The sequence below is a fragment of the Bacillus sp. MRMR6 genome, from assembly GCF_001940785.1.
In the GTDB taxonomy this organism is placed as follows: domain Bacteria; phylum Bacillota; class Bacilli; order Bacillales; family Cytobacillaceae; genus Neobacillus.
On sequence record NZ_MSLS01000018.1, the window covers coordinates 17,864 to 38,216 of the forward strand.

At 38.6% G+C, this 20,353-nt stretch carries 15 protein-coding genes; all 15 read left to right on the top strand.

What is annotated here, in order from left to right; all coding sequences use genetic code 11:
* Positions 1 to 75 precede the first annotated feature (75 nt).
* The 15 genes from BTR25_RS16415 to BTR25_RS16485 all read left to right on the top strand — a co-directional run bounded on the left by BTR25_RS16415 (position 76) and on the right by BTR25_RS16485 (position 20,277).
* Positions 76 to 1,731 carry an ABC transporter substrate-binding protein gene (locus BTR25_RS16415; RefSeq protein WP_075689127.1) on the top strand — a complete coding sequence of 552 codons (1,656 nt, stop codon included), beginning with the start codon at positions 76 to 78 and terminating at the stop codon, positions 1,729 to 1,731.
* A 190-nt stretch (positions 1,732 to 1,921) separates the two neighbouring features.
* Positions 1,922 to 2,893: an ABC transporter permease gene (locus tag BTR25_RS16420; RefSeq protein ID WP_075689174.1), complete on the top strand. Its 972-nt coding sequence runs from the start codon at positions 1,922 to 1,924 to the stop codon at positions 2,891 to 2,893.
* A gap of 13 nt (positions 2,894 to 2,906) precedes the next feature.
* Entirely contained in the window at positions 2,907 to 3,836 is a 930-nt protein-coding gene (locus tag BTR25_RS16425; protein WP_075689128.1) for a carbohydrate ABC transporter permease, read from the top strand.
* A 68-nt stretch (positions 3,837 to 3,904) separates the two neighbouring features.
* Positions 3,905 to 4,894: an endo-1,4-beta-xylanase gene (locus BTR25_RS16430; protein WP_075689129.1), complete on the top strand. Its 990-nt coding sequence runs from the start codon at positions 3,905 to 3,907 to the stop codon at positions 4,892 to 4,894.
* A 98-nt stretch (positions 4,895 to 4,992) separates the two neighbouring features.
* On the top strand, positions 4,993 to 6,147 hold the full coding sequence (locus BTR25_RS16435; RefSeq protein WP_075689130.1) for a Gfo/Idh/MocA family protein: 1,155 nt from the start codon (positions 4,993 to 4,995) through the stop codon (positions 6,145 to 6,147).
* Positions 6,148 to 6,166: 19 nt separating this feature from the next.
* Positions 6,167 to 7,273, top strand: coding sequence for a Gfo/Idh/MocA family protein (locus BTR25_RS16440; RefSeq protein ID WP_075689175.1), 1,107 nt, complete (start codon positions 6,167 to 6,169; stop codon positions 7,271 to 7,273).
* A gap of 42 nt (positions 7,274 to 7,315) precedes the next feature.
* Positions 7,316 to 8,110 (top strand): Nif3-like dinuclear metal center hexameric protein, encoded by a 795-nt coding sequence (locus BTR25_RS16445; RefSeq protein ID WP_075689131.1) that lies wholly within the window; start codon positions 7,316 to 7,318, stop codon positions 8,108 to 8,110.
* Between the two features lie 97 nt (positions 8,111 to 8,207).
* Complete coding sequence (locus BTR25_RS16450; RefSeq protein ID WP_483295263.1) at positions 8,208 to 10,310, top strand: alpha-glucuronidase family glycosyl hydrolase; 2,103 nt, start codon at positions 8,208 to 8,210, stop codon at positions 10,308 to 10,310.
* An 82-nt stretch (positions 10,311 to 10,392) separates the two neighbouring features.
* Complete coding sequence (locus BTR25_RS16455) at positions 10,393 to 10,851, top strand: VOC family protein (RefSeq protein ID WP_075689132.1); 459 nt, start codon at positions 10,393 to 10,395, stop codon at positions 10,849 to 10,851.
* A gap of 61 nt (positions 10,852 to 10,912) precedes the next feature.
* On the top strand, positions 10,913 to 11,608 hold the full coding sequence (locus BTR25_RS16460) for an SDR family oxidoreductase (protein WP_075689133.1): 696 nt from the start codon (positions 10,913 to 10,915) through the stop codon (positions 11,606 to 11,608).
* An 18-nt stretch (positions 11,609 to 11,626) separates the two neighbouring features.
* Positions 11,627 to 12,274 carry a ThuA domain-containing protein gene (locus BTR25_RS16465; protein ID WP_075689134.1) on the top strand — a complete coding sequence of 216 codons (648 nt, stop codon included), beginning with the start codon at positions 11,627 to 11,629 and terminating at the stop codon, positions 12,272 to 12,274.
* A 231-nt stretch (positions 12,275 to 12,505) separates the two neighbouring features.
* Positions 12,506 to 13,579: a Wadjet anti-phage system protein JetD domain-containing protein gene (locus BTR25_RS16470; RefSeq protein WP_075689135.1), complete on the top strand. Its 1,074-nt coding sequence runs from the start codon at positions 12,506 to 12,508 to the stop codon at positions 13,577 to 13,579.
* Positions 13,570 to 15,081: a hypothetical protein gene (locus BTR25_RS16475; RefSeq protein WP_254842732.1), complete on the top strand. Its 1,512-nt coding sequence runs from the start codon at positions 13,570 to 13,572 to the stop codon at positions 15,079 to 15,081. Before BTR25_RS16470 ends, BTR25_RS16475 begins: the two co-directional genes overlap by 10 nt.
* Positions 15,078 to 15,830 carry a DUF6063 family protein gene (locus tag BTR25_RS16480; RefSeq protein WP_254842733.1) on the top strand — a complete coding sequence of 251 codons (753 nt, stop codon included), beginning with the start codon at positions 15,078 to 15,080 and terminating at the stop codon, positions 15,828 to 15,830. Before BTR25_RS16475 ends, BTR25_RS16480 begins: the two co-directional genes overlap by 4 nt.
* A complete protein-coding gene (locus BTR25_RS16485) occupies positions 15,808 to 20,277 on the top strand; it encodes a coiled-coil domain-containing protein (RefSeq protein WP_075689138.1) in 4,470 nt (1,489 codons plus the stop codon). The genes BTR25_RS16480 and BTR25_RS16485 overlap by 23 nt, the downstream gene beginning before the upstream one ends.
* Positions 20,278 to 20,353 lie beyond the last annotated feature (76 nt).

Sequence of the window (20,353 nt, forward strand, 5' to 3'; positions counted from 1 at the left end):
TACTTTTCAAATGGTGCTAGAAACCCTTACATTATACAATGAAAGTGCTTTCACAAATAAAAAGGGGGTTCAAAAATGGCAAAAAAGTTTCTCTCTGTAATCTTAATGCTTATCCTGTTAATCGCAGTTGCAGGCTGTGAGAAGGATAAAAAATCTAGTGGTAATGCAGACGGATCTGGTGATTCAAAAGACAAAGCAACCTTTACTTATTTTAACGCAGCTTCCCCAGGTAAAGATGGAAATACGAATGAGACGACGATAGGGAAAATATTTGAAGATCAAACGGGAGTTAACTTCAAAACAGAATACCTAGTCGGTGACATTAACACCAAAATTGGGACAATGATCGCAAGTGGAAAGTATCCAGATGTTCTTGTTCCGGATATTGCTATTGATAAAGTACTAGACGCAGGTGCATTTATTGACCTTACTGAATTGATTGAAGAGCATGGTCCTAATCTTAAAAAATTATACGCACCTCATTGGGAGCAACTGAAAGATAAGGATGGAAAAATTAACTTTCTTCCATTCGCTGCAAAACATGGATACATCAAGGATCCGGCTATTATGCAAGGTGCGTTCTGGATTCAACGCGGCATTTTAAAAGAGGCTGGGTATCCTAAAATTAAAACTCTAGATGAATATTTTGCTTTAATTGAAGATTATCAAAAGAAACATCCAGAAGTGAATGGAGCTTCTACCATTGGTTTCACAGCATTGACTTATGACTGGCGCTTCTTCGCACTATCTAACGCTCCAAACCATCTAGCAGGCTACCCAAATGATGGTGAAGTGATTGTAGATATGAAGACACATAAAACGGATGTATATGCTGATAACGATATTACGAAACGTTATCTTAAAGAGCTAAATGAACTAAACAGCAAAGGTTTATTTGATAAAGAATCATTCGTTGCTAACTACGATGAATATCTTGCTAAGCTGGCTTCTGGCAGAGTATTAGGATTCTTTGATTACGGCTGGCAGGTTCAACAAGCAATGGACAACCTTAAAGTTGCAGGAAATGACGATTTACGATATATGCCGCTTCCAATTACGTTTGATGGACAAAAAGATCAGTATATCGATCCACCGGCATTCATTAATAACCGTGGTGTTGGTATAACTGTTAGTGCAAAAGATCCAGTTCGCATTATTAAGTACTTCGATAACATGGCTAAAGAAGAAAGCCAAAAGTTAATGTTCTGGGGTATTAAGGATGAGACTTATAGTGTAGATGATCAAGGCAAATTCTATCAAACTGAAGAGCAGTTTGCTAAGACAAGCGATGAAAAATTCCGTGATGAATCTGGATTAAACACTTTTGAGTATTACTGGCCAATGGGAGATATGCTTTATAGTGACGGAAACGCATGGGTCCCAGGAAAACAGCCTGAAGTTGCTCAAGTATCCTACACGGATGGTGATAAGACTATTCTAGAAAAATATGACGCGAACGTATTTTCAGATTTATTCGCAGATCCAGACGATCGTCCATGGTACCCAACTTGGAGTGCTGTTATTGAACAAGGCTCTGATGCTCAAATTTTTGGTCAAAGAAAAACAGACTTAACAAAAGTTTACTTCCCTAAATTAGTTCTAGCTAAGCCAGGCGATTTTGATAAAGTTTGGGATGAATATACCAAAGAATTTAATACATTAGACGTAAAAGCTTTAGAAACGTTAATGGATAAAGTGGTTGAGGATCGTATTAAGGCAGCAGAAAAGTAAAATGAATAGTTTAGCAGAATGAAGAGAAAGCAGGCCGATATTGCCCAATTGGCTATATCGGCCACATTTCTTTTAAAGGCTTCACCTATCTTGAAATCATAAGCCGCTCCCTTCTAATAGGGGATTATAAGGGAGCAGCTTATGATTTTAGGATATAGATTTTTCAGAAAGAGGAGGGGTAAGAATGCAGATGGGTTCCAAAGCAGCAAAAGATGTAATAAATCCTTCAGTTTCCATCTCTACAAAAACAAAAAAATCATTCTTTCAGAGGATGATGTCACAAAAAGCACTATTGGCCATGAGTCTGCCATTCTTGATTTGGTTAATTGTTTTTAAGTATATTCCATTGTGGGGTTGGTCGATTGCTTTTCAAGACTTTAAGCCAGCAAGAGGTCTATTTGACCAAGAATGGATTGGGGTAGAACATTTCAAGTTTTTATTTACCGACGATAATTTTTGGCGCGTGCTTCGGAATACACTCGGTATGAGCACGATTAACCTAGTATTAGGTTTCGTTACAGCTATTTGTCTTGCCCTTCTGATTAATGAAATCAGGCATATAAGATTCAAGAAGTCAGTACAAACCATCAGTTATCTACCACACTTTATCTCATGGGTAGTAGCAGCAAGTATTGTCTCTTACAGCCTCTCGTTAGAAAACGGAATCGTTAATATCTTATTAGTAAACCTAGGTATTATTGATGAACCAATTTTATGGCTTGGTAAGGAAAAATGGTTCTGGGTCATCAACGGACTAACCGAGGTTTGGAAGAATGTAGGCTGGAATACGATCATTTATTTAGCAGCTATTACCATGATTGATCCAGAACAATATGAGGCTGCTGATATTGATGGGGCATCTAGATTCCAACGGATTAGACATATTACACTCCCATCTTTAAAGCCAACGATTATCATCTTGCTCATCATGAACTTAGGCTACATTTTAGAATCCGGCTTTGAAGCACAGTATTTATTAGGAAATCCTATGAACCTATCTTATTCAGAAAACCTTGATATCTATGTATTAAAATACGGTATGTCGATGGGGAACTTCTCAATCGCAACCGCAGCAGGTATCTTTAAAACCGTCGTGAGTTTTATCTTCTTATTTACAGCAAACCATATAGCCAAACGATTTGATCAGCCAAGGCTTTTCTAGAGGGGGGAACTTTATGGCACAGAAACGTTTTTTCAAAGCCACTCGACATCATTCTGGTGTAGGCGATTATTTATTTGATATCTTCAATTATACTTTTTTAGTTTTCCTTTGTGTGGTCATGTTATATCCCTTTCTAAATCAACTGGCTGTATCACTAAATGAGGCCAGTGATTCTTTAAGGGGAGGTATTTACCTATGGCCCAGAGAATTTACTTGGGCTAATTATAAACACGTTTTTGGTGAAGCGAGTATCGTAAATTCTTTCTTCATATCAGTTTTAAGAACCATTATCGGTACACTAACCTCTGTTTTGGGTACGGCAATGGTTGCTTATACAATTAGCCGAAAGGATTTCGTACTTAAAAAATTTGTGACGATTGCATTTGTTTTAACCATGTATTTTAACGGCGGACTAATTCCGAACTATCTATTAGTGAAAGAATTAAATTTACTAGATAGTTTTTGGGTCTATATTATTCCAGGCATTATTGGAGTATTTAATTTAATCGTAATTCGTTCCTTTATTGAAGGAATCCCAGAAAGTTTATTTGAATCTGCAAAAATTGATGGAGCAGGGGATTTTACCATTTTCATTAAGATTGTCCTGCCATTGTCCCTGCCAGTATTAGCAACTGTATCGTTGTTTGTCGCGGTTTACCAATGGAATTCTTGGTTTGATGTGTTCTTATACAATTCATCAAGTGCGAACCTTTCTACCCTTCAATATGAGTTAATGAAGATTCTGCAGAATTCAAACGCATCGATGTCTGGTAAAACCGCTGCAGACGCGTTTGCCAATGCCAATGCCAGTGCCAACATGGTTTCGCCAACCTCTATCAGGGCTACGATGACCATCGTAGCAAGTCTGCCGATCATTATGGTTTACCCATTCCTGCAGAAATATTTTGTAAAAGGGTTAACACTAGGAGGAGTAAAAGGTTGAAAAAAGAATCAGATGAGTCTTCTCATCTGATTTTTTTAATAAAACTATAGGTTGAAGGAGAGATCATAATGGTAAAAACGACAGTAGAGATTCCCTCTTTATCAAAAGTGTATGTAGAATATTTTAATATTGGTGCCGCAGTTAATTTAAGAACGATAGAGTCACAAAAGGATTTATTAAAAAAACATTTTAATAGTATTACAGCCGAAAATGATATGAAATTCATCGAAATTCAGCCCGCTGAGGGACAGTTTACCTTTGAAAAGGCCGACCAATTGGCTGCTTTTGCTAAGGATAATGGAATGAAGATGCGTGGACATACATTAGTCTGGCACAATCAGACACCTGACTGGGTATTTCAAAATGCAGATAGAGAAACCCTTTTACAACGAATGAAAGATCATATTACGACGGTAATGAAAAGATATAAAGGGACGATTTTTTGCTGGGATGTTGTAAACGAAGCCGTAACCGATGAGGGACCAGAACTATATCGGTCAACAAAATGGTTAGAAATAATCGGAGAGGATTATATTGAAAAAGCATTTGAATTTGCACATGAGGCTGACCCCGAAGCCCTGCTTTTTTACAATGACTATAATGAATCCAATCCGGAAAAACGTGAAAAGATCTATAAGCTGGTTAAATCTTTAGTGGATAAGGGGGTTCCGATTCACGGGGTAGGGCTACAAGCGCATTGGAATTTAGTCAACCCAAGTCTAGAAGATATTCGTACAGCGATTGAACGGTACGTATCTCTTGGATTGAAGCTGCACCTAACAGAATTAGATGTATCCGTCTTTAATTTTGAAGATAAACGGACAGACCTCACAGAACCTACTTCTGAATTGTTAAAATGGCAGGCTGAAAGATACGATCAAGTATTTCAATTGCTTAGACAATATCGAGATCACGTTACTTCTGTTACTTTTTGGGGTGCAGCCGATGATTATACATGGTTAAGCGATTTCCCTGTTAGAGGAAGAAAAAATTGGCCGTTCCTTTTTGACGAAAAACATCAGCCAAAAGATTCTTTTTGGAAGGTTGTCCAATATTAGACATAGATTAATAGAGAAGTCAGGTACGAAGGGTTGATGGGGTTATGGCTTACTCCGGAATATAAGAACATAAAAAAATCTCTAAAGGGTGGGAACGTATGATCAATGTAGCGATTATTGGTACGGGAGCTATTGCTTCTGCACATATAAAAGCATATCAGCTTTTTCAAAATCGATGTAAGATTGTCGCAATCTGTGACATTTATTCGGAAAAAGCTGAAAAAATGGCGGCTGATTTTAACCTCGATGTTGAAATCTACAGTGACTATAAACAGATGCTGAATTTTTCACAGATTGATTTACTATCTGTTTGTACCCCTCCCTATACTCATGCAGAAATAGCCATTGCTTCTCTGAAGGCTGGGAAACACGTTCTAGTGGAAAAACCAATGGCTTCCTCTTTAGAAGAATGTGATGCAATGAACCTAGCACAAAAAAGAAGTGGGAAGATATTATCAGTTGTTTCTCAGAACCGTTTCACCAATTCAATGATGAAGCTAAAGGCTGTCCTTAATACAAACCTTATGGGACCTATCGTTCATACTCAAGTAGATTCGTTCTGGTGGAGAGGGCATTGTTATTACGATTTATGGTGGCGTGGTACATGGGAAAAAGAAGGCGGCGGATGTACATTAAATCATGCTGTCCACCATATTGATATCTTCCATTGGATGAATGGAATGCCATCTGAAGTTACCGCGATTGCAACCAATACATCGCATGATAATGCTGAGGTAGAGGACCTTTCCATAGCTATCTGCCGTTACCCGAATGGCAGTTTAGCACAAATTACAAGTTCCGTTGTCCATCATGGGGAAGAACAGCAATTGATTTTCCAAGGGAAGAACGCCCGTGTTTCCGTTCCGTGGAAGGTTGCGGCCTCCAAATCTAAGCCGAATGGGTTCCCAGAAAAGGATGAGGAGTTAGAGAATGAGCTTACTGAAACTTATCAACAAGTAAAGAATCTGGAATTTGAGGGACATGCAGCACAAGTTGAGGATGTGTTATCGGCAATTGAAGGGAAAAGGCAAGTACTTGTAGACGGCATTGAAGGAAGAAAAACCTTGGAATTCATCACTGCTATCTATCAATCTTCAAGCCTAGGGAAAACCGTAAAGCTGCCGCTTAATGAAGATAGTCCTTTTTATACCAGAGCTGGTGTCTTGAATAATGCTGTTCATTTTTATGAAAAGACAAACCATGTGGAAAACTTTACAGAACAACAAATTACATTAGGCGGAAAATATGAGTAATATCGAGGGGGAAAAGGGAATGGACAGAACCGATGGAATGAACTATGCCCCAAAGGGTTTGGTGAAAACTGTTGTAGTTGAACCTGGTACGTTTCTTTTTGCGGCAATTGGTCTCGACCATGGTCACATCTATGGTATGTGTAATGGTTTGATAGAAGCAGGTGGGAAATTGGCTGCAGTTTATGATTCTGATCCCAAAAAGGTGGAAGGTTTTATAAAAAATTATCCTGAAGCTAAGATTGCTTCATCAGAAGAAGAAATTCTAACCAATCCAAAAATTAAACTTGTTGCCAGTGCCAATATTCCCTGTGAACGCGGCCCTCTTGGTCTTCGCGTACTTGATCAGGGAAAGCATTATTTTTCTGATAAGCCAGCGTTTACAACCATAGAACAGGTAAAAAAGGCGAGGCAAAAAGTGGCGGCAACAGGTCTGAGATGGGGAATTTATTACGGAGAGCGGTTACACTCTGAAAGTTCTGTCTTTGCAGGACAATTGATTGAAGCTGGTGCAATTGGGCGAGTGATCCAAGTCATGGGTACAGGACCACATCGTGCGAATCCAAACAGCCGTCCCGATTGGTTTTTTGATCCTGAATATTATGGCGGGATTTTATGTGATATCGGCAGCCATCAAATTGAGCAATTTTTACATTTTGCTAGTGCTAAAGATGCAAAGGTACTGCATAGTAAAATAGGAAATTATCATTTTAAACAATATCCAAAGTTCCAAGATTTTGGTGACGCGACACTTGTCGCAGACAATGGTGCGACGTTCTATTTCCGTGTTGACTGGTTTACACCGGATGGACTTGGAACTTGGGGCGATGGCAGGGTTACGATCCTAGGGACAGAAGGCTATATTGAAGTACGTAAGTATATTGATATTGCCAGGGATTCACGCGGAGATCACTTGTATTTGGTGAATCATCAAGGGGAAAAACACTATCAATTAACCGGTAAAGTGGGTTGTCCATTCTTTGGAGACTTTATTCTGGACTGTTTAAATGGAACAGAAAATGCCATGACCCAGGAGCATACATTTAGAGCTGCCGAATTATGTATTGAAGCACAAGAAAAGGCCATATGGATAGAAACAGCAATTCAGCCAGAAGTATCAACTAAATAAAAGGCGTTTTATTAACGCCTTTCCCGTGAAAGGGTGAATACAATGCCAAATACTGTACAAGATGTACTTGATAAATTAATGGAACCAGTAGGACCTATTCAAAAGACTGTGGATACACTTAAGGCGGGGGATCCAGCTACTGAAGTAAAGGGGATTGCCACAGCCTTTATGGCTACACATCAGGTAATTGAACAGACAGTCGCTCTGGGTGCAAATTTGTTAATTACCCATGAAGGGATATACTTCAGCCATCGAGATCATAGCGAATTTTTGGAAAAGGATCCTGTATATAAGGAAAAACGGAGGTTAATTACGGAATCAGGTCTTGCTATCTATCGTTTCCATGATTATTGGCATCGGTATAAGCCGGATGGAATAATGGCTGGCTTCATTCAGGCCCTCGATTGGCAATCTTATATTGTAGAAAATCAGCCTGCTGCAACAATACTAAATATTCCTCCTATGACATTAGCAGAGATTTCCGAGTATCTAAAGACAAGATTAGGAATTCAGTATGTTCGATTTGCCGGAGATTTGTTGAGGAAGTGTACTCGCATCGGGATCTTAGCTGGTTATCGGGGCGGGGGCAGTTTATGCATCCCGCTTTATGAACAGGAAAGATTAGATTTGATTATTTATGGCGAAGGACCTGAATGGGAAACTCCAGAGTATGTGAGAGATGTAAACTATCAAGGAAAGCAAAGGAACCTTATCGTTCTTGGCCATATGGAAAGTGAAGAACCTGGAATGAGGTATTTAGCACAATGCCTGCAAAACATGTTTCCAAGTATACCAACCCATTTTATTCCAATTGAACAAGCCCTGCAGGTTATATAATTGGTCAAACCTTAATAAAATTCACAGGCGATAATAAAGCTTATATGCCCGATTGCCTTATACGTTGCACTCAATTATCCATTGAGGAGGACAGATATTGAAAAGTACGAATGAGATTATCTCAAAAAATACTACAGATTTATTGAAGGCGAAGCATAAAGAAAGTTATGCTGCATGGCTGCAATATAAAAAGATTGAAGATCAGGCTACAGCAAAAAAATATACCCAGTGGTGCGGAAGCATTACTGTTTTAGGGGATTCTCCAGTAATAGAATCTGCTAAGAAAGAACTTTTCCTGGGTATTTCTTCTATGTTAGGGATTCATCCTGGTACAAGATCTGAAATCCAACAACAATCTGGCCTTGTGATCGCCGTTAAGGATTCTGTTGGTGATTTAGTAGATATAGATTTTAATCAACTAAATGATGATGGATACGTAATTAAAACCGTTACTTTTGGTCAGAGAACTACGATTTTCCTTGTGGGAAAAAAAGATAAAGGTGTCTTATATGGTAGCTTTCACTTATTACGCCTCATGCAAAACAGAGAAAATTTACACCAGCTAGAGATCGTTGAAAACCCTAAAAATCAATTACGAATGCTGAATCAGTGGGATAATATGGATGGCAGTATTGAACGTGGTTATGCAGGAAACTCGATTTTTTATAAAGATTATCAATTCACTAATGAGCTTACTAGAATTGAAGATTATGCCAGGCTGCTAGCTTCAGTTGGTATTAATGGAATTGCAATTAATAACGTGAACGTTCACCAGGTGGAGACGAATTTAATTACAAGCTCCTTGCTGCCTAAAGTGGCTGAAGTTTCAGGTGTTTTTAGGGCTTATGGGATTACAACATTCCTTAGCGTAAATTATGCGAGTACCATTCAAATTGGAAATTTACCAACAGCAGACCCGCTGGATTCTGAGGTTCGAGAATGGTGGAAGGATAAAGCAGAAGAAATATATAGCTATATTCCTGACTTCGGTGGATTCCTAGTGAAAGCCGACTCAGAACACCGCCCTGGTCCCTTTACATATGGCCGAAGTCATGCAAATGGTGCAAATATGCTCGCAGAAGCACTACAGCCTTTTAATGGAATTGTTCTTTGGAGATGTTTCGTCTACAACTGCCTCCAAGATTGGCGTGATCGCTCCACAGACAGAGCAAGAGCGGCATACGACCATTTTCAACCACTAGATGGCGAGTTCCATTCCAATGTTATTTTACAGATTAAGAATGGTCCAATGGATTTCCAAGTACGTGAAGCTGTTTCACCATTATTTGGAGCAATGGAAAAAACAAATCAAATGTTGGAATTCCAAATTACTCAAGAATATACAGGCCAACAAAGACATCTTTGTTACCTCGTTCCGCAATGGAAGGAATTCCTTGATTTTGACACGTATGCAAAAGGTAGAGGTTCTGAGGTCAAAAAGGTAGTAGATGGCTCCCTGTTCCAAAATAGCTATAGCGGAATTACCGCCGTTTCCAATATTGGAAGTGATTATAATTGGACCGGGCATACGCTGGCACAAGCTAATCTGTACGGATTTGGTCGCTTGACATGGAACCCAGACCTTACAGTTGAAAGTATTACGGATGAATGGATCGGGCAAACCTTTGGCGATGATCAATTGGTTAAAGTGCTGGTAAGCAAGATGCTGTTAAATTCATGGAGTATCTATGAAAAATATACGTCACCACTCGGTGTTGGCTGGATGGTAAACCCGAATCATCATTATGGACCCAATGTCGATGGGTATGAATACTCCGTTTGGGGAACGTACCACTTTGCTGATTGGGAAGGAATTGGAGTCGACAGGAGTGTAAAAACAGGTACTGGTTACACTTCTCAGTATTTTAAAGAAAATGCGGATATGTATGAAAGACTTGAAACATGCCCGGATGAATTGCTGTTATTTTTCCATCATGTTCCATATACACATAAGCTACATTCAGGAATAACAGTGATACAACATATTTATAATTCGCACTTTGAAGGGGTAGAAGAGGCTGAGGAATTAGTTGAAACTTGGATACAGCTGAAGGAAAAGATCGATCCGGAGCGCTTTGAAGATATCTTAAACAGATTAAAAGAACAGGCAAACCATTCAAAAGAATGGCGGGATATGATCAATACCTATTTTTATAGAAAATCAGGAATCAAGGATGAGCTAAACAGAAAAATCTATTAATAAATCTGTTTAATCGATGTGAGGAGGCAGATTTTGATCTTTTTACCTATCGTGAACGTAAATAATAGGAGGTTACTTTCTAATGACAGAAAAAAATGCACTTGGAACGAACGTGATTGCTCAAATCGGTATCCTTGTTAATGATATTGAAAAAACAAGCCAGGCTTATGCTGATTTCTTTGGTATCGAAAAACCTGAATGGAGTTTAACGGACGCATTGGAACGCGCAAAAACAGAGTTTGAAGGTAACCCAACTGAGGCTCGCGCCAAACTAGCATTCTTTGACATGGGCTCACTGCAATTAGAATTAATTGAACCGGATCATAATCCAAGTACGTGGCGGAAGCATCTGGATGAACACGGTGAAGGACCTCACCATATTGCTTTTTTCGTACAAGGAATGAAAGAAAAAATTGCAATAATGGAAAGTAAGCAAATGCCATTACTGCAAAAAGGTGAATACACCGGTGGAAGATACGCATATATGGACACATTCAATGATCTTAAAATAGTCATGGAATTATTGGAAAACGACAGATAAATATAAACGGGAGGAGATTCTTAATGGGTTCTCCTCCACCATTATAAGGTGGGATAAAAGAATGCGGATTTTGATAACGGGTGCAAATAGAGGTCTAGGGTTAGCATTATCACAGGTTGGGGCAGAAAGAGGACATCAAATTCTTGCTGGGGTCAGAGATCCCCAGAAAAGCAAAGAAAGTTTAACACAATCTGAAATCTATAAGTCAATTTCATTTCTGCCTTTAGATGTAACAGATGAAGAATCGGTTTCTGTAGCTGCACATTTTGTGAAAGAGAATTTTGGAACCATTGATGTAATCATTAATAATGCAGGGATTTTATTAGAAAGGGGTAAGCGACTTGAGGACTTGGATCTTGACCAAGTAAAAATAACCTTCGAAGTGAATTTCTTTGGTCCAATTAGAGTGGTGAAACACTTCCTTCCTCTTTTAATGATGGGTGATCGTTCGTCAATTATTAATATTTCTTCTGAAGCGGGAAGTATAACCAATGCATATGGCGGTGATTATGCATATGCATCTTCAAAAACCGCATTGAACATGTTCAGTCAGCAATTGAGTCAGTATGTACAGAGTAATAATGTCCACGTTTACTCCATACATCCGGGGTGGATTAGGACAGACATGGGCGGCGAGAGTGCACCAGGGAGCCCTATTGACACGGCCAAAGGAATATTCGATATTATAGAAAGAAAACGAGTGATTGATAGTAGGAATGTTTTTATCACCTATGAAGGACATTCTATGCCGTTATAAAAAAAGGTGGTGAACGAAATGATTAAATTGGCAGCGGTGCTTGGCGATTATTATCATCAGAGTGAATGGGCGAAACAATCACTTGAAACTGCACTGAATTGTAATAAGGGAGACCTTCAAATTGAATATTTCTCCCCTGAACAATTAAAAGAGGTACTAAAGAATAAGCCGGATGTTGTGGTCCATTTTAAAGAAAATAGAGTCAATCCTGCTGAAGAAAACGTAGAAAAATGGATGACGGAAGATATTGCGTTAGAAATCACAAAATATGTACAAAATGGCGGGGGCTGGCTTGTATGGCATTCAGGATTAGCATCATTCCCTGTCGACGGTTCTTACATAAAAATGTTAAAAGGACATTTTTTGTATCATCCCGAAAAGCATCAGATGGTCCATTACCACTCTTCGGAAGGCAACTCTGTCCTTCCTCTATCTACTTCATTCGAAATGATCGATGAGCATTATTTTGTACATTGTGATACTGAGAATACAAATATATTCCTTTTATCTGAATCTATTGATGGACAGGCAGTAGCAGGGTGGTCCCACAGTTTTGGGTCTGGCAAGGTATGTTGTTTAACACCTGCCCATACGAAAGAGGGATTGATCAACCAAGATTTTTTACAAATCTTAAGAAGTTGTGTAAACTGGCTGATTTATAAGTGAAATTCGTCTCTAAATAGAATCCAACACGAATGTGATGGGTTCTTTTTGATATGGAAACAAATTGATAAAGTTCCTATCTGATATAGGTCAAAATAAAACTCCTTGATTTGCAGCCTCCATATTATATTAAAAAAATTTTCATTTACCTACAATAACATAACTAGTCTATAATATAAGGATATTCAAAATCGTAGTAACAGTATATTACTAACACTATGATCATGTAGGCAGGTGATTACAATCGACGTCATTGAAACAAGGGTGAGGGGTTTTGTTGAAGATATTCAGCACCCTAAACAAAAGAAGAGGATAAATATTAATGATTTGGAACTTCAATTGAGAAGGCTTACGGATGATTATTTCGAAATGGACGGGTATTCGTTGTTTTATCGTGCAATCGAAGCTTTGCAGGTGGAAGGACAACTAATTGCTATTCAAAATAACCAATATAATGGGAAAATACCAGCTCTGCCACTCTTTTACTGGGTTAATATAAAAATGAACATAGTCAAATGGGATCGACTCGAGATGATGAAACTAGGCGATCAGTTTGATTTTTCTTTTTATGAAAAGCATCCGGATTGGCAGACGGAGGATGAATGGGATCGAATCCTGAAGGTCTATACTTTTCTAAAGACCTGCCGGGAACGGGAAACCGTTTCATTAGAAGAAAGAAGCCTTGAACTTTTCGGGCATGAAAAGTTCTTATTAGATGCTGATAGCTTTCCTGAAGGAAAAGGTTTTTTAGCTAGAATTGGAGTATCAGAAGAGCAACTAAAAATGGTCAATTTCGGGGAACCTTTTGTATTTTGGATGAAGCAGGGAATAGAAATAAAAGATATTCAGCGAGTCCTGATCGTTGAAAATCTATCATTCTTTCATACTTCCATTAAGTTATTAGAAGCGAATGAACTTGATTATGAACCTGAGCTAATCATTTATGGGGAAGGGACTAAAATTGAACGAAGCTTTTCATTTTTCTTCCGAATGTTTCCGTCAAAAAATTATCTTTTCTATTACGCAGGAGACTTAGATGCCGCAGGATATGGTATCCTCATTCGGCTTATTGAAAAATACCGTGATTGCTGTATTCAGCCAGCCTTGAAAGTTTATCGCAAAATGCTTGAATGTCTTGAGCAAAGGAATGATCAGAAACAAGGTCAAACCCAAAACATCAAATACCGTGATGCTTTCTTTCAATGGTTTACGGAAAAGGAGCAAAACCTATTACAACAACTATGGCAGGAAAATAAGCGGATCCCACAGGAAGTTTTAACAATTGAAACATGGAGGAGATGGACGTGAACGAATCATGGGAAGGCTTCGCCCTAAGAATGCAACGATTAAATCCACTGTTTGAGCTTGGGAGGGGAATGGAAGTAGGAGAGCTGAGGCCGCATATCCAAACCATTCTCATGCAAGTGCTCCTTACCATTTTCTATAGAGAATTAAATGACGATGATCATCGACGTAAAGCCGATATCAAGTATATGGTGGGAGACTCCATCAAACAAATGAAGCTTTTAGCAGATGATAAGCAAATTGAAAGGATTACAAGCGGGCTCCTGTATCAGGGAAAAGAAGAGTATAGTAAACCGTTTGAGGCCTTATATTACGATGAAATAAGACAATCCTGGGAAACTCAGGTCTTTCGATATGTCACAATGGATGAATTGTATACGAATTTAGAGATGGGCGGATCTATTGTGTATAAACTAACAGATATCGCTCAAGAAATGATTTTTATGAGCAGGGAAATGGCTGAGGAATTCTCCATCACGATAGAACAGCTCTATAGTATGCAGCTCATTAAAAACGGTAATTTTCGAAAAGCTACTCGAAACCTCGATCACCTCATTTCACGAGTAAACCGCTTAATGGCAAATGAATTCACCTTTCAAAAGGAAATGATCAACAATCCCAAAATATTATTGATTGAAGAAGAAATGCAAAGGGCAGATAACCGTGTTGAGATTGAAAAGCAATTTGAAGAAGAGAAAAACCACTTCCGTACGATCACTAGTATGATCGAAAAAACGAAACGCAGGAACGAAGAGGATGATTTTATACAGAAGGAATTAATTGTTCTCCAAGAAAAAATTGGCCATACAAGACAATTACATGATCGATTTGCCAAGCTGGTCATTCAAAATATTTCATATGAGATGAAATTGAAAGCAGAAAATCCTTCCCTATTTTGGGAAAACAGCCTTGTCTCCTTTCGCGAGCATTTTTATGAAAATTGGTTAATGAAGGAAGGCATTCAAAGTTTTAAAGTGGCAGAAAGTGTCCTTTCACCATTATTCTCACCCAAGAATGAGTTTATTTTGCCGCTTGAATGGATTTGGGGCGAGCAGGAATATGATGAAAAACAAATTACCGAGACGTTAGTGGAAGATGAGATAGAAGAAGGGATTACTCGTCAGCGAGTCACGAACTGGGATTCAGTTATTAAGGCATGGAGTTATGTTTTTCAGTATTTACAAACATACGGAGAGTTTTCGTTAGCGGATTTAGTTGAGCTTCCATTAGAAGTACAGGATTTATGGTTTGAAGAATCCGAAACGATTGATTTATGGATGATGTTTGATAAAAAACCGCTAAAGGTTCAAGTTCTTCATCGAAAAGAAGAAACATTAAGCGACGAGAGGGAAATTCTTCTTTATAAATTAATGAGGGAGTATCCGCAATTTCAGGTGTTTGAAGGCTTGAAGATCTTTACGATGTTTGATCACCGAGCAGAGCCTTTCACCTGGTACAGAATGAAAATAACACCTTTTAAAATATGTGTACAGGGGGAGAAATGATGAATGCAGAAACGATTAAAAGAGCATCTGCTGTCTATTTTACATTAATAAAAGACAAAGTAATTGATGAAAATAGTGAACACTTTCAGACTTACTTTGATCCGGATGTGAGACAGACCGTTCTTTTATTAGCAGACGAATCAGGTACATATATCATTGAATCAGCTAAGCGTATTCAACTAGTGGTCCAGCCGACCGGTTCCGTCTTTGCAACGAATTTTACACATATGAAAGAAAGACATAAGCAGGTCGAAACGAAAAAACATTTTCATCTTATGAGCATGGTCATTATGGCTTTTTTAGCTAGTATAGACCGTAATCAGGCTGCGAAAATCCGTACGAAGCGGGAAGGGATCAGCTTCTACGCTTTAGAACGGCAAGTAAATGACCTCATCATGAGTTGGGACAACATTCTAAAGTCAAAACCTACCTTCGGAGAAGCGGAACGAATCGATATGAGGGAAGTGGTGACCACTTGGAAGTACATGGAGGTTGACACAGATGATTACGGTGTGAAAAAAGGGAATAGAAGAACCAGAATTGGGTTAATTGCAGGTGCAATGCGCTTATTAGAGACGGAGGGCCTGATCGTCATCCTCGATCGGGATGATATAGCTAAGGCAATTCCAAAACAAGAGCTTTTTGAGCGAATTGAATACCTATACCACGATTATGACCGTTACGAATTATTAAAAAAATTAATGACACCAGAGGAGGATGAGGAGCATGCCGAAAATCAATCGAATTAGAATTGTTAACCTTAAGTATGATGGCATGCAAAAGCAATATAAAGATACCACCTTTAATTTTCATAATGATGATACATCAACAAATGGCCTTATTGCGATGATGAATGGCGGCGGGAAAGGTGTTTTCCTTCAAACCATCTTCCAAATTCTCAAACCTGGAACTTCATGGGGAAAACAAAACAATCGTTATTATCAGCAGTTCTTCTTTAATAATAAGGAGCAATTTATTCCATATACTTTTCATGTTCTTATTCAATGGGAATTGGACGGTGCGGACCGCAGACATCTGATTACTGGAGGCATGTTTTCAGCTGAACAGCGGATTTCGATGAGTGAAGAAAATAGCAATGAAAGCAGGACTTTGGAACAGGAAGCAAATATCCTCCCTAACATTACTTTTTATACAAGAGAATTTGAACGGAAAGAAGAGGCAGCCCTTGAGCATATCCCGCTCTATGAAAATGATGAGGTTGCAGAAATTGAAAGCTTGAAGGACTATTTGAAATGGAACGGATATGACGTTTACCGAGATACGAAGAAACATTACCGGATCCTTGATACATACGGAATTAACCGTAAAGACTGGGATATAATGAAGGATATTAACAAGGATGAAGGCGGAGTTGGCAAATACTTTGAGGGAGCGGAGGATGATCATTCCTTGTTCCAGAAACGAATTATTCCAACTGTTAGTCAAGTACTGCACCGGACAGAACACCAAAAGAATGATCTTGTCGAGATTTTCAAAAGTCAGGCTAGTATCGCGAAGGACCTGCCTGTTCTCTTAAAAAGAGAGCAGGCCCATAAAGAGTTCTTAGAGGACATCGTCCCATTTGAAGAGCATCTGGCAAAAGGTGTAGAACATAAGGAAATAGTTCAGGGCAGTATAAAGGTAGGAAGACAGCTTCTTGGTGCATTAGACCATTTGAAACAAACGGAAGAGGAAACACTGTGTACTTTAGAAAAAGACATGGAGAAATTAACCATCAGGCAAGCAGAACTACGCTTTCAAAAAGATAATTTAGATTTTGCAAAAGCACACAGAGCGGTTATGGACTGGGAAAAGAAACTAGTAGAAGAAAAGAGTAAGCATACTTCCTTACTAGAAATTTTGAAGGAAAAACAGGAGCGAAAGGAACAGTTAGCCTTTCAGCTTTTATTGAAAGAGTGGAGTGAAAACGAACAGACGATTCGCTCTCTTTCACAACAAATAGAGAAATTGGAACAAAATAGCGGCTTAGAGCAAGTGAATCAAAGAATGGACGAAATCAAAAAAGAAGCTAAAATGTACTGGGAGCATTCTTATCAAACGTTACAAGAAGCTGTTAAGCAGTATTTAGCTTATCAAAAGTTCTTAAAGAAAAAGGGAGCGGAGCTTTCGCAACAGGATAAACAAAAGACGAAGGCGATCGCTCAGGCTTCTACAGAAATCGATTTACTGTATACGCAAATTCATGCCTTTGAGTCGAAGGAAACGACACTCATCAAAGAATTTGGCGACCGTGTAACCTATGACTTAAAAGGCTTTATTGAGAGTCTATCAAAGCAAATAGAAGACAAAAAGGCAAAACTAGATGAACTATACGCTAACGAAAAGGACTCTAATGAACGGCAAAATCAACTGGCCACTTCACATGGTACGCTTGCCCAAGCTATCCAGTTTTCAGAAGAAAAATGTGAAGAATTGAATAGAGCAAATGAAGAGCAAAAGCAAAGAGAAGAAAAACTAGGTAATAAGCTTCATGGTTTATTAGACGAAGTCACGGTGCCGTTTACTCACTCTCTTTTATCAAAGTATGGCTTACAGATAGAAGAAATACTTGGCAATAACCATCTACAAGGGGAAAAAATAAAAAAAGACCTTTGGGAAACACAAATCGACCATTCCTTAAATGATGAACATTTCTGGATTGCGAATAAAGATGTGAAAGAATTAAAGGAATGGATCGATGAGAAAACAGGCATTGATGTGTTCTATGGATCCCAATTTCTCCAATCCTTAAGTCCAGAGGAAATGGCAAAGTCCATTATAAAGGATCCGCTCCTTCCATATGGTTTGGTCGTAAGCAAATACCAATGGCAAAAAATTAATCAGCAGGTTCTTTCCGGAAGAATGTTTAAAAGTCCTGTTCCGATTTTCTTACGTGAGGAAATGAATAGCGAAACCCAGCAGACGTCATTTGTGATGATTAACGGAACTGAGCAAGAGCTATTAACAGATAAAAACACCTTCACTCATTGGAAAATTAAGATTGCTAAACAAATAGAAGAGAAGAAAGATACGCTAATAGAAATCGAAAAAACAGAAATTTCCTTACGTCGTACTCTAAAAGAAATTGATCGACTCTTATCGAGCGAGCTTTCTAGGGATATTGAGAAGGCGATTAATCAGGAACAAAACGCCCTCCTTGCTAAGAAAGCGAATTTACAGGAAATTACCACACAGCAAGACAAAGAAAAAGAATTACAACTTCAGCTAAAAGAACAGCTGGAGAAGACAAAAATAAAAATAAAAAAGCTTAAAAGAGACGTAGAAACATTAGAGGATTTTGTTCAAGAAAAAATGCTGCATCAAGAAAATGAACGCGTGAAACTAGAGAAAGAGAAACTAAAGGACACTTTAGTTCTACAGCAGCTAGAAATAGCTAAAGAGCATCAAATGGTCGTTGATCTGCAAAATAAGTGGAGTCAAACCTATTTTGAATGGAAGCTGACCACGGAACAAACGATAAAGGAAATTGCCTACTTTATTGAAGAAGCAGTATTTCCTGCTGATGAAAAAGCGGATCTGTGTGAAGAGGTCCCACGCCTTTCATCTCATTTATTAGAAGAAATTAAAGGAAGTATCGACGAGTTAAAACAGTTACAAAAATCAAAGGAAGAACAGGCTAGAGAATTACTCATTATCCAGGCGAAGAAAGAAACTGAACAAAAGCAGCAAAGGAAATTAGAGAAAAAACTCAGTACTCTTAATAACGATTGGAATAGTGTTCGAGAACCAGATGAACCTATGAGTATAGTAGAAAATATGCTGCAAACCGCAAACAAGGAAGCGAAAACAGCGGAAAAAGATGAACGTGAACAAGGAACAGCTGTCACAGTAGCAGAAACATCCTTACAGCTTGCGACTGAACAGCGAGACAAGTCAGGCAAAAAGCTAGAAAAGCATGAAAAACAGCCTGAGAAATGGGAAGAACTTGACTTAGAAGTTAAAGACGTAGAAATCAAAGACCAAGCGAAGTTAGCAAAAGAGGAAGTAAAGCAGACTGAGAAGCGTCGAAAAGAAACAGAAACAAATATTACGGGGTATGAAGGGGATCTGTTAACGCTGTCTGTTATTCTAAAGGAAGAAGCGGCGGCATTTACTGAGCAGGATATAGAAAAGATTAAGAATCAAGGCAAAGCTTGTATCTTATCCTGGTGTGAAGAACATCAAAAGATTCAGGAAGAAGGTCAAGAAAAGCACGCGAAAATTGATCAATCCTTACGTAATTTAAAGCTTACGATTGAAGGCAAGGATTGGGAGATTCGCTTTAAAAATGAAGTACTTACCACACTTGACCATATGGATACAAGGCATTATACGCATATTCAAAGCATTGTTAAAAATATGAAGCGTTTTTCACAGAGTGGTTTGGAGCAATTAGAACGCGACAAAGAAAGGGCAGAAAAGGCTCAAACCTTCTGGGCAAGCCGTGCGAGTATGAAAGTGATGAGTATTTCAGAGGCCATTCGTTCAATGATTGCCAAAATGAAGCTCAAAAATGAACGAGGATCCTTCCCGCTTGTCCAGCTAAAAGAAGATATTTTACCTAAAAAGGCTGAAGATATCGAACCACTGCTAAAGCAACATTTCGTAACAGCCATTAATAAAATTACGAATCAATTTGATATGATTGATGATCAAAATCGATTATTAGACCAAGAGATAAAGCAACTCATTAGTGATGAGCAAATTTTATTTGTCTCCCTTCGAAATCGATATCCTGAGTTACTTGTTTATAATATGAGGACAGATAATGCCTTTATGTACGGTAAACCGCAGAGAGAGCATTATTCAACCTGGCAGACCATTAATCAAGGCTCAAAAACGAAATCTGATGGCAGTGGAGGACAAAAATTATCAGCCAGAATGGTTATGATGATGATGCTATTGTCCGTTAAAAGCGAAACCGATCAAAGCTGGGTTCCTTTAGTCTGTGATAATCCGTTCGGACAAGCTGCATCGGCACATGTACTTGACCCCATCTTCGCAGTTGCTGAGAAACTAAAGTTCCAATTCATCGTCGTCACTCCGCCCGAATTGGTGAAAACGGAAATCAGCCAAAGATTTGCTGCCTACTATAAATTAGATTTCATTCGTGAAAAGGGAAAAGAAATTGTTTCGGACACCATTGTTCCAGCATTTCGAATTTACCAGGGAGAGGAAGCTGCTGAGGTAAAGTAACAGAATGAAATGAAGATTTCATCAATAGAGCTATTATTTATCCCACTGCTCAATAAAAACCGTCTGGAGACATTTC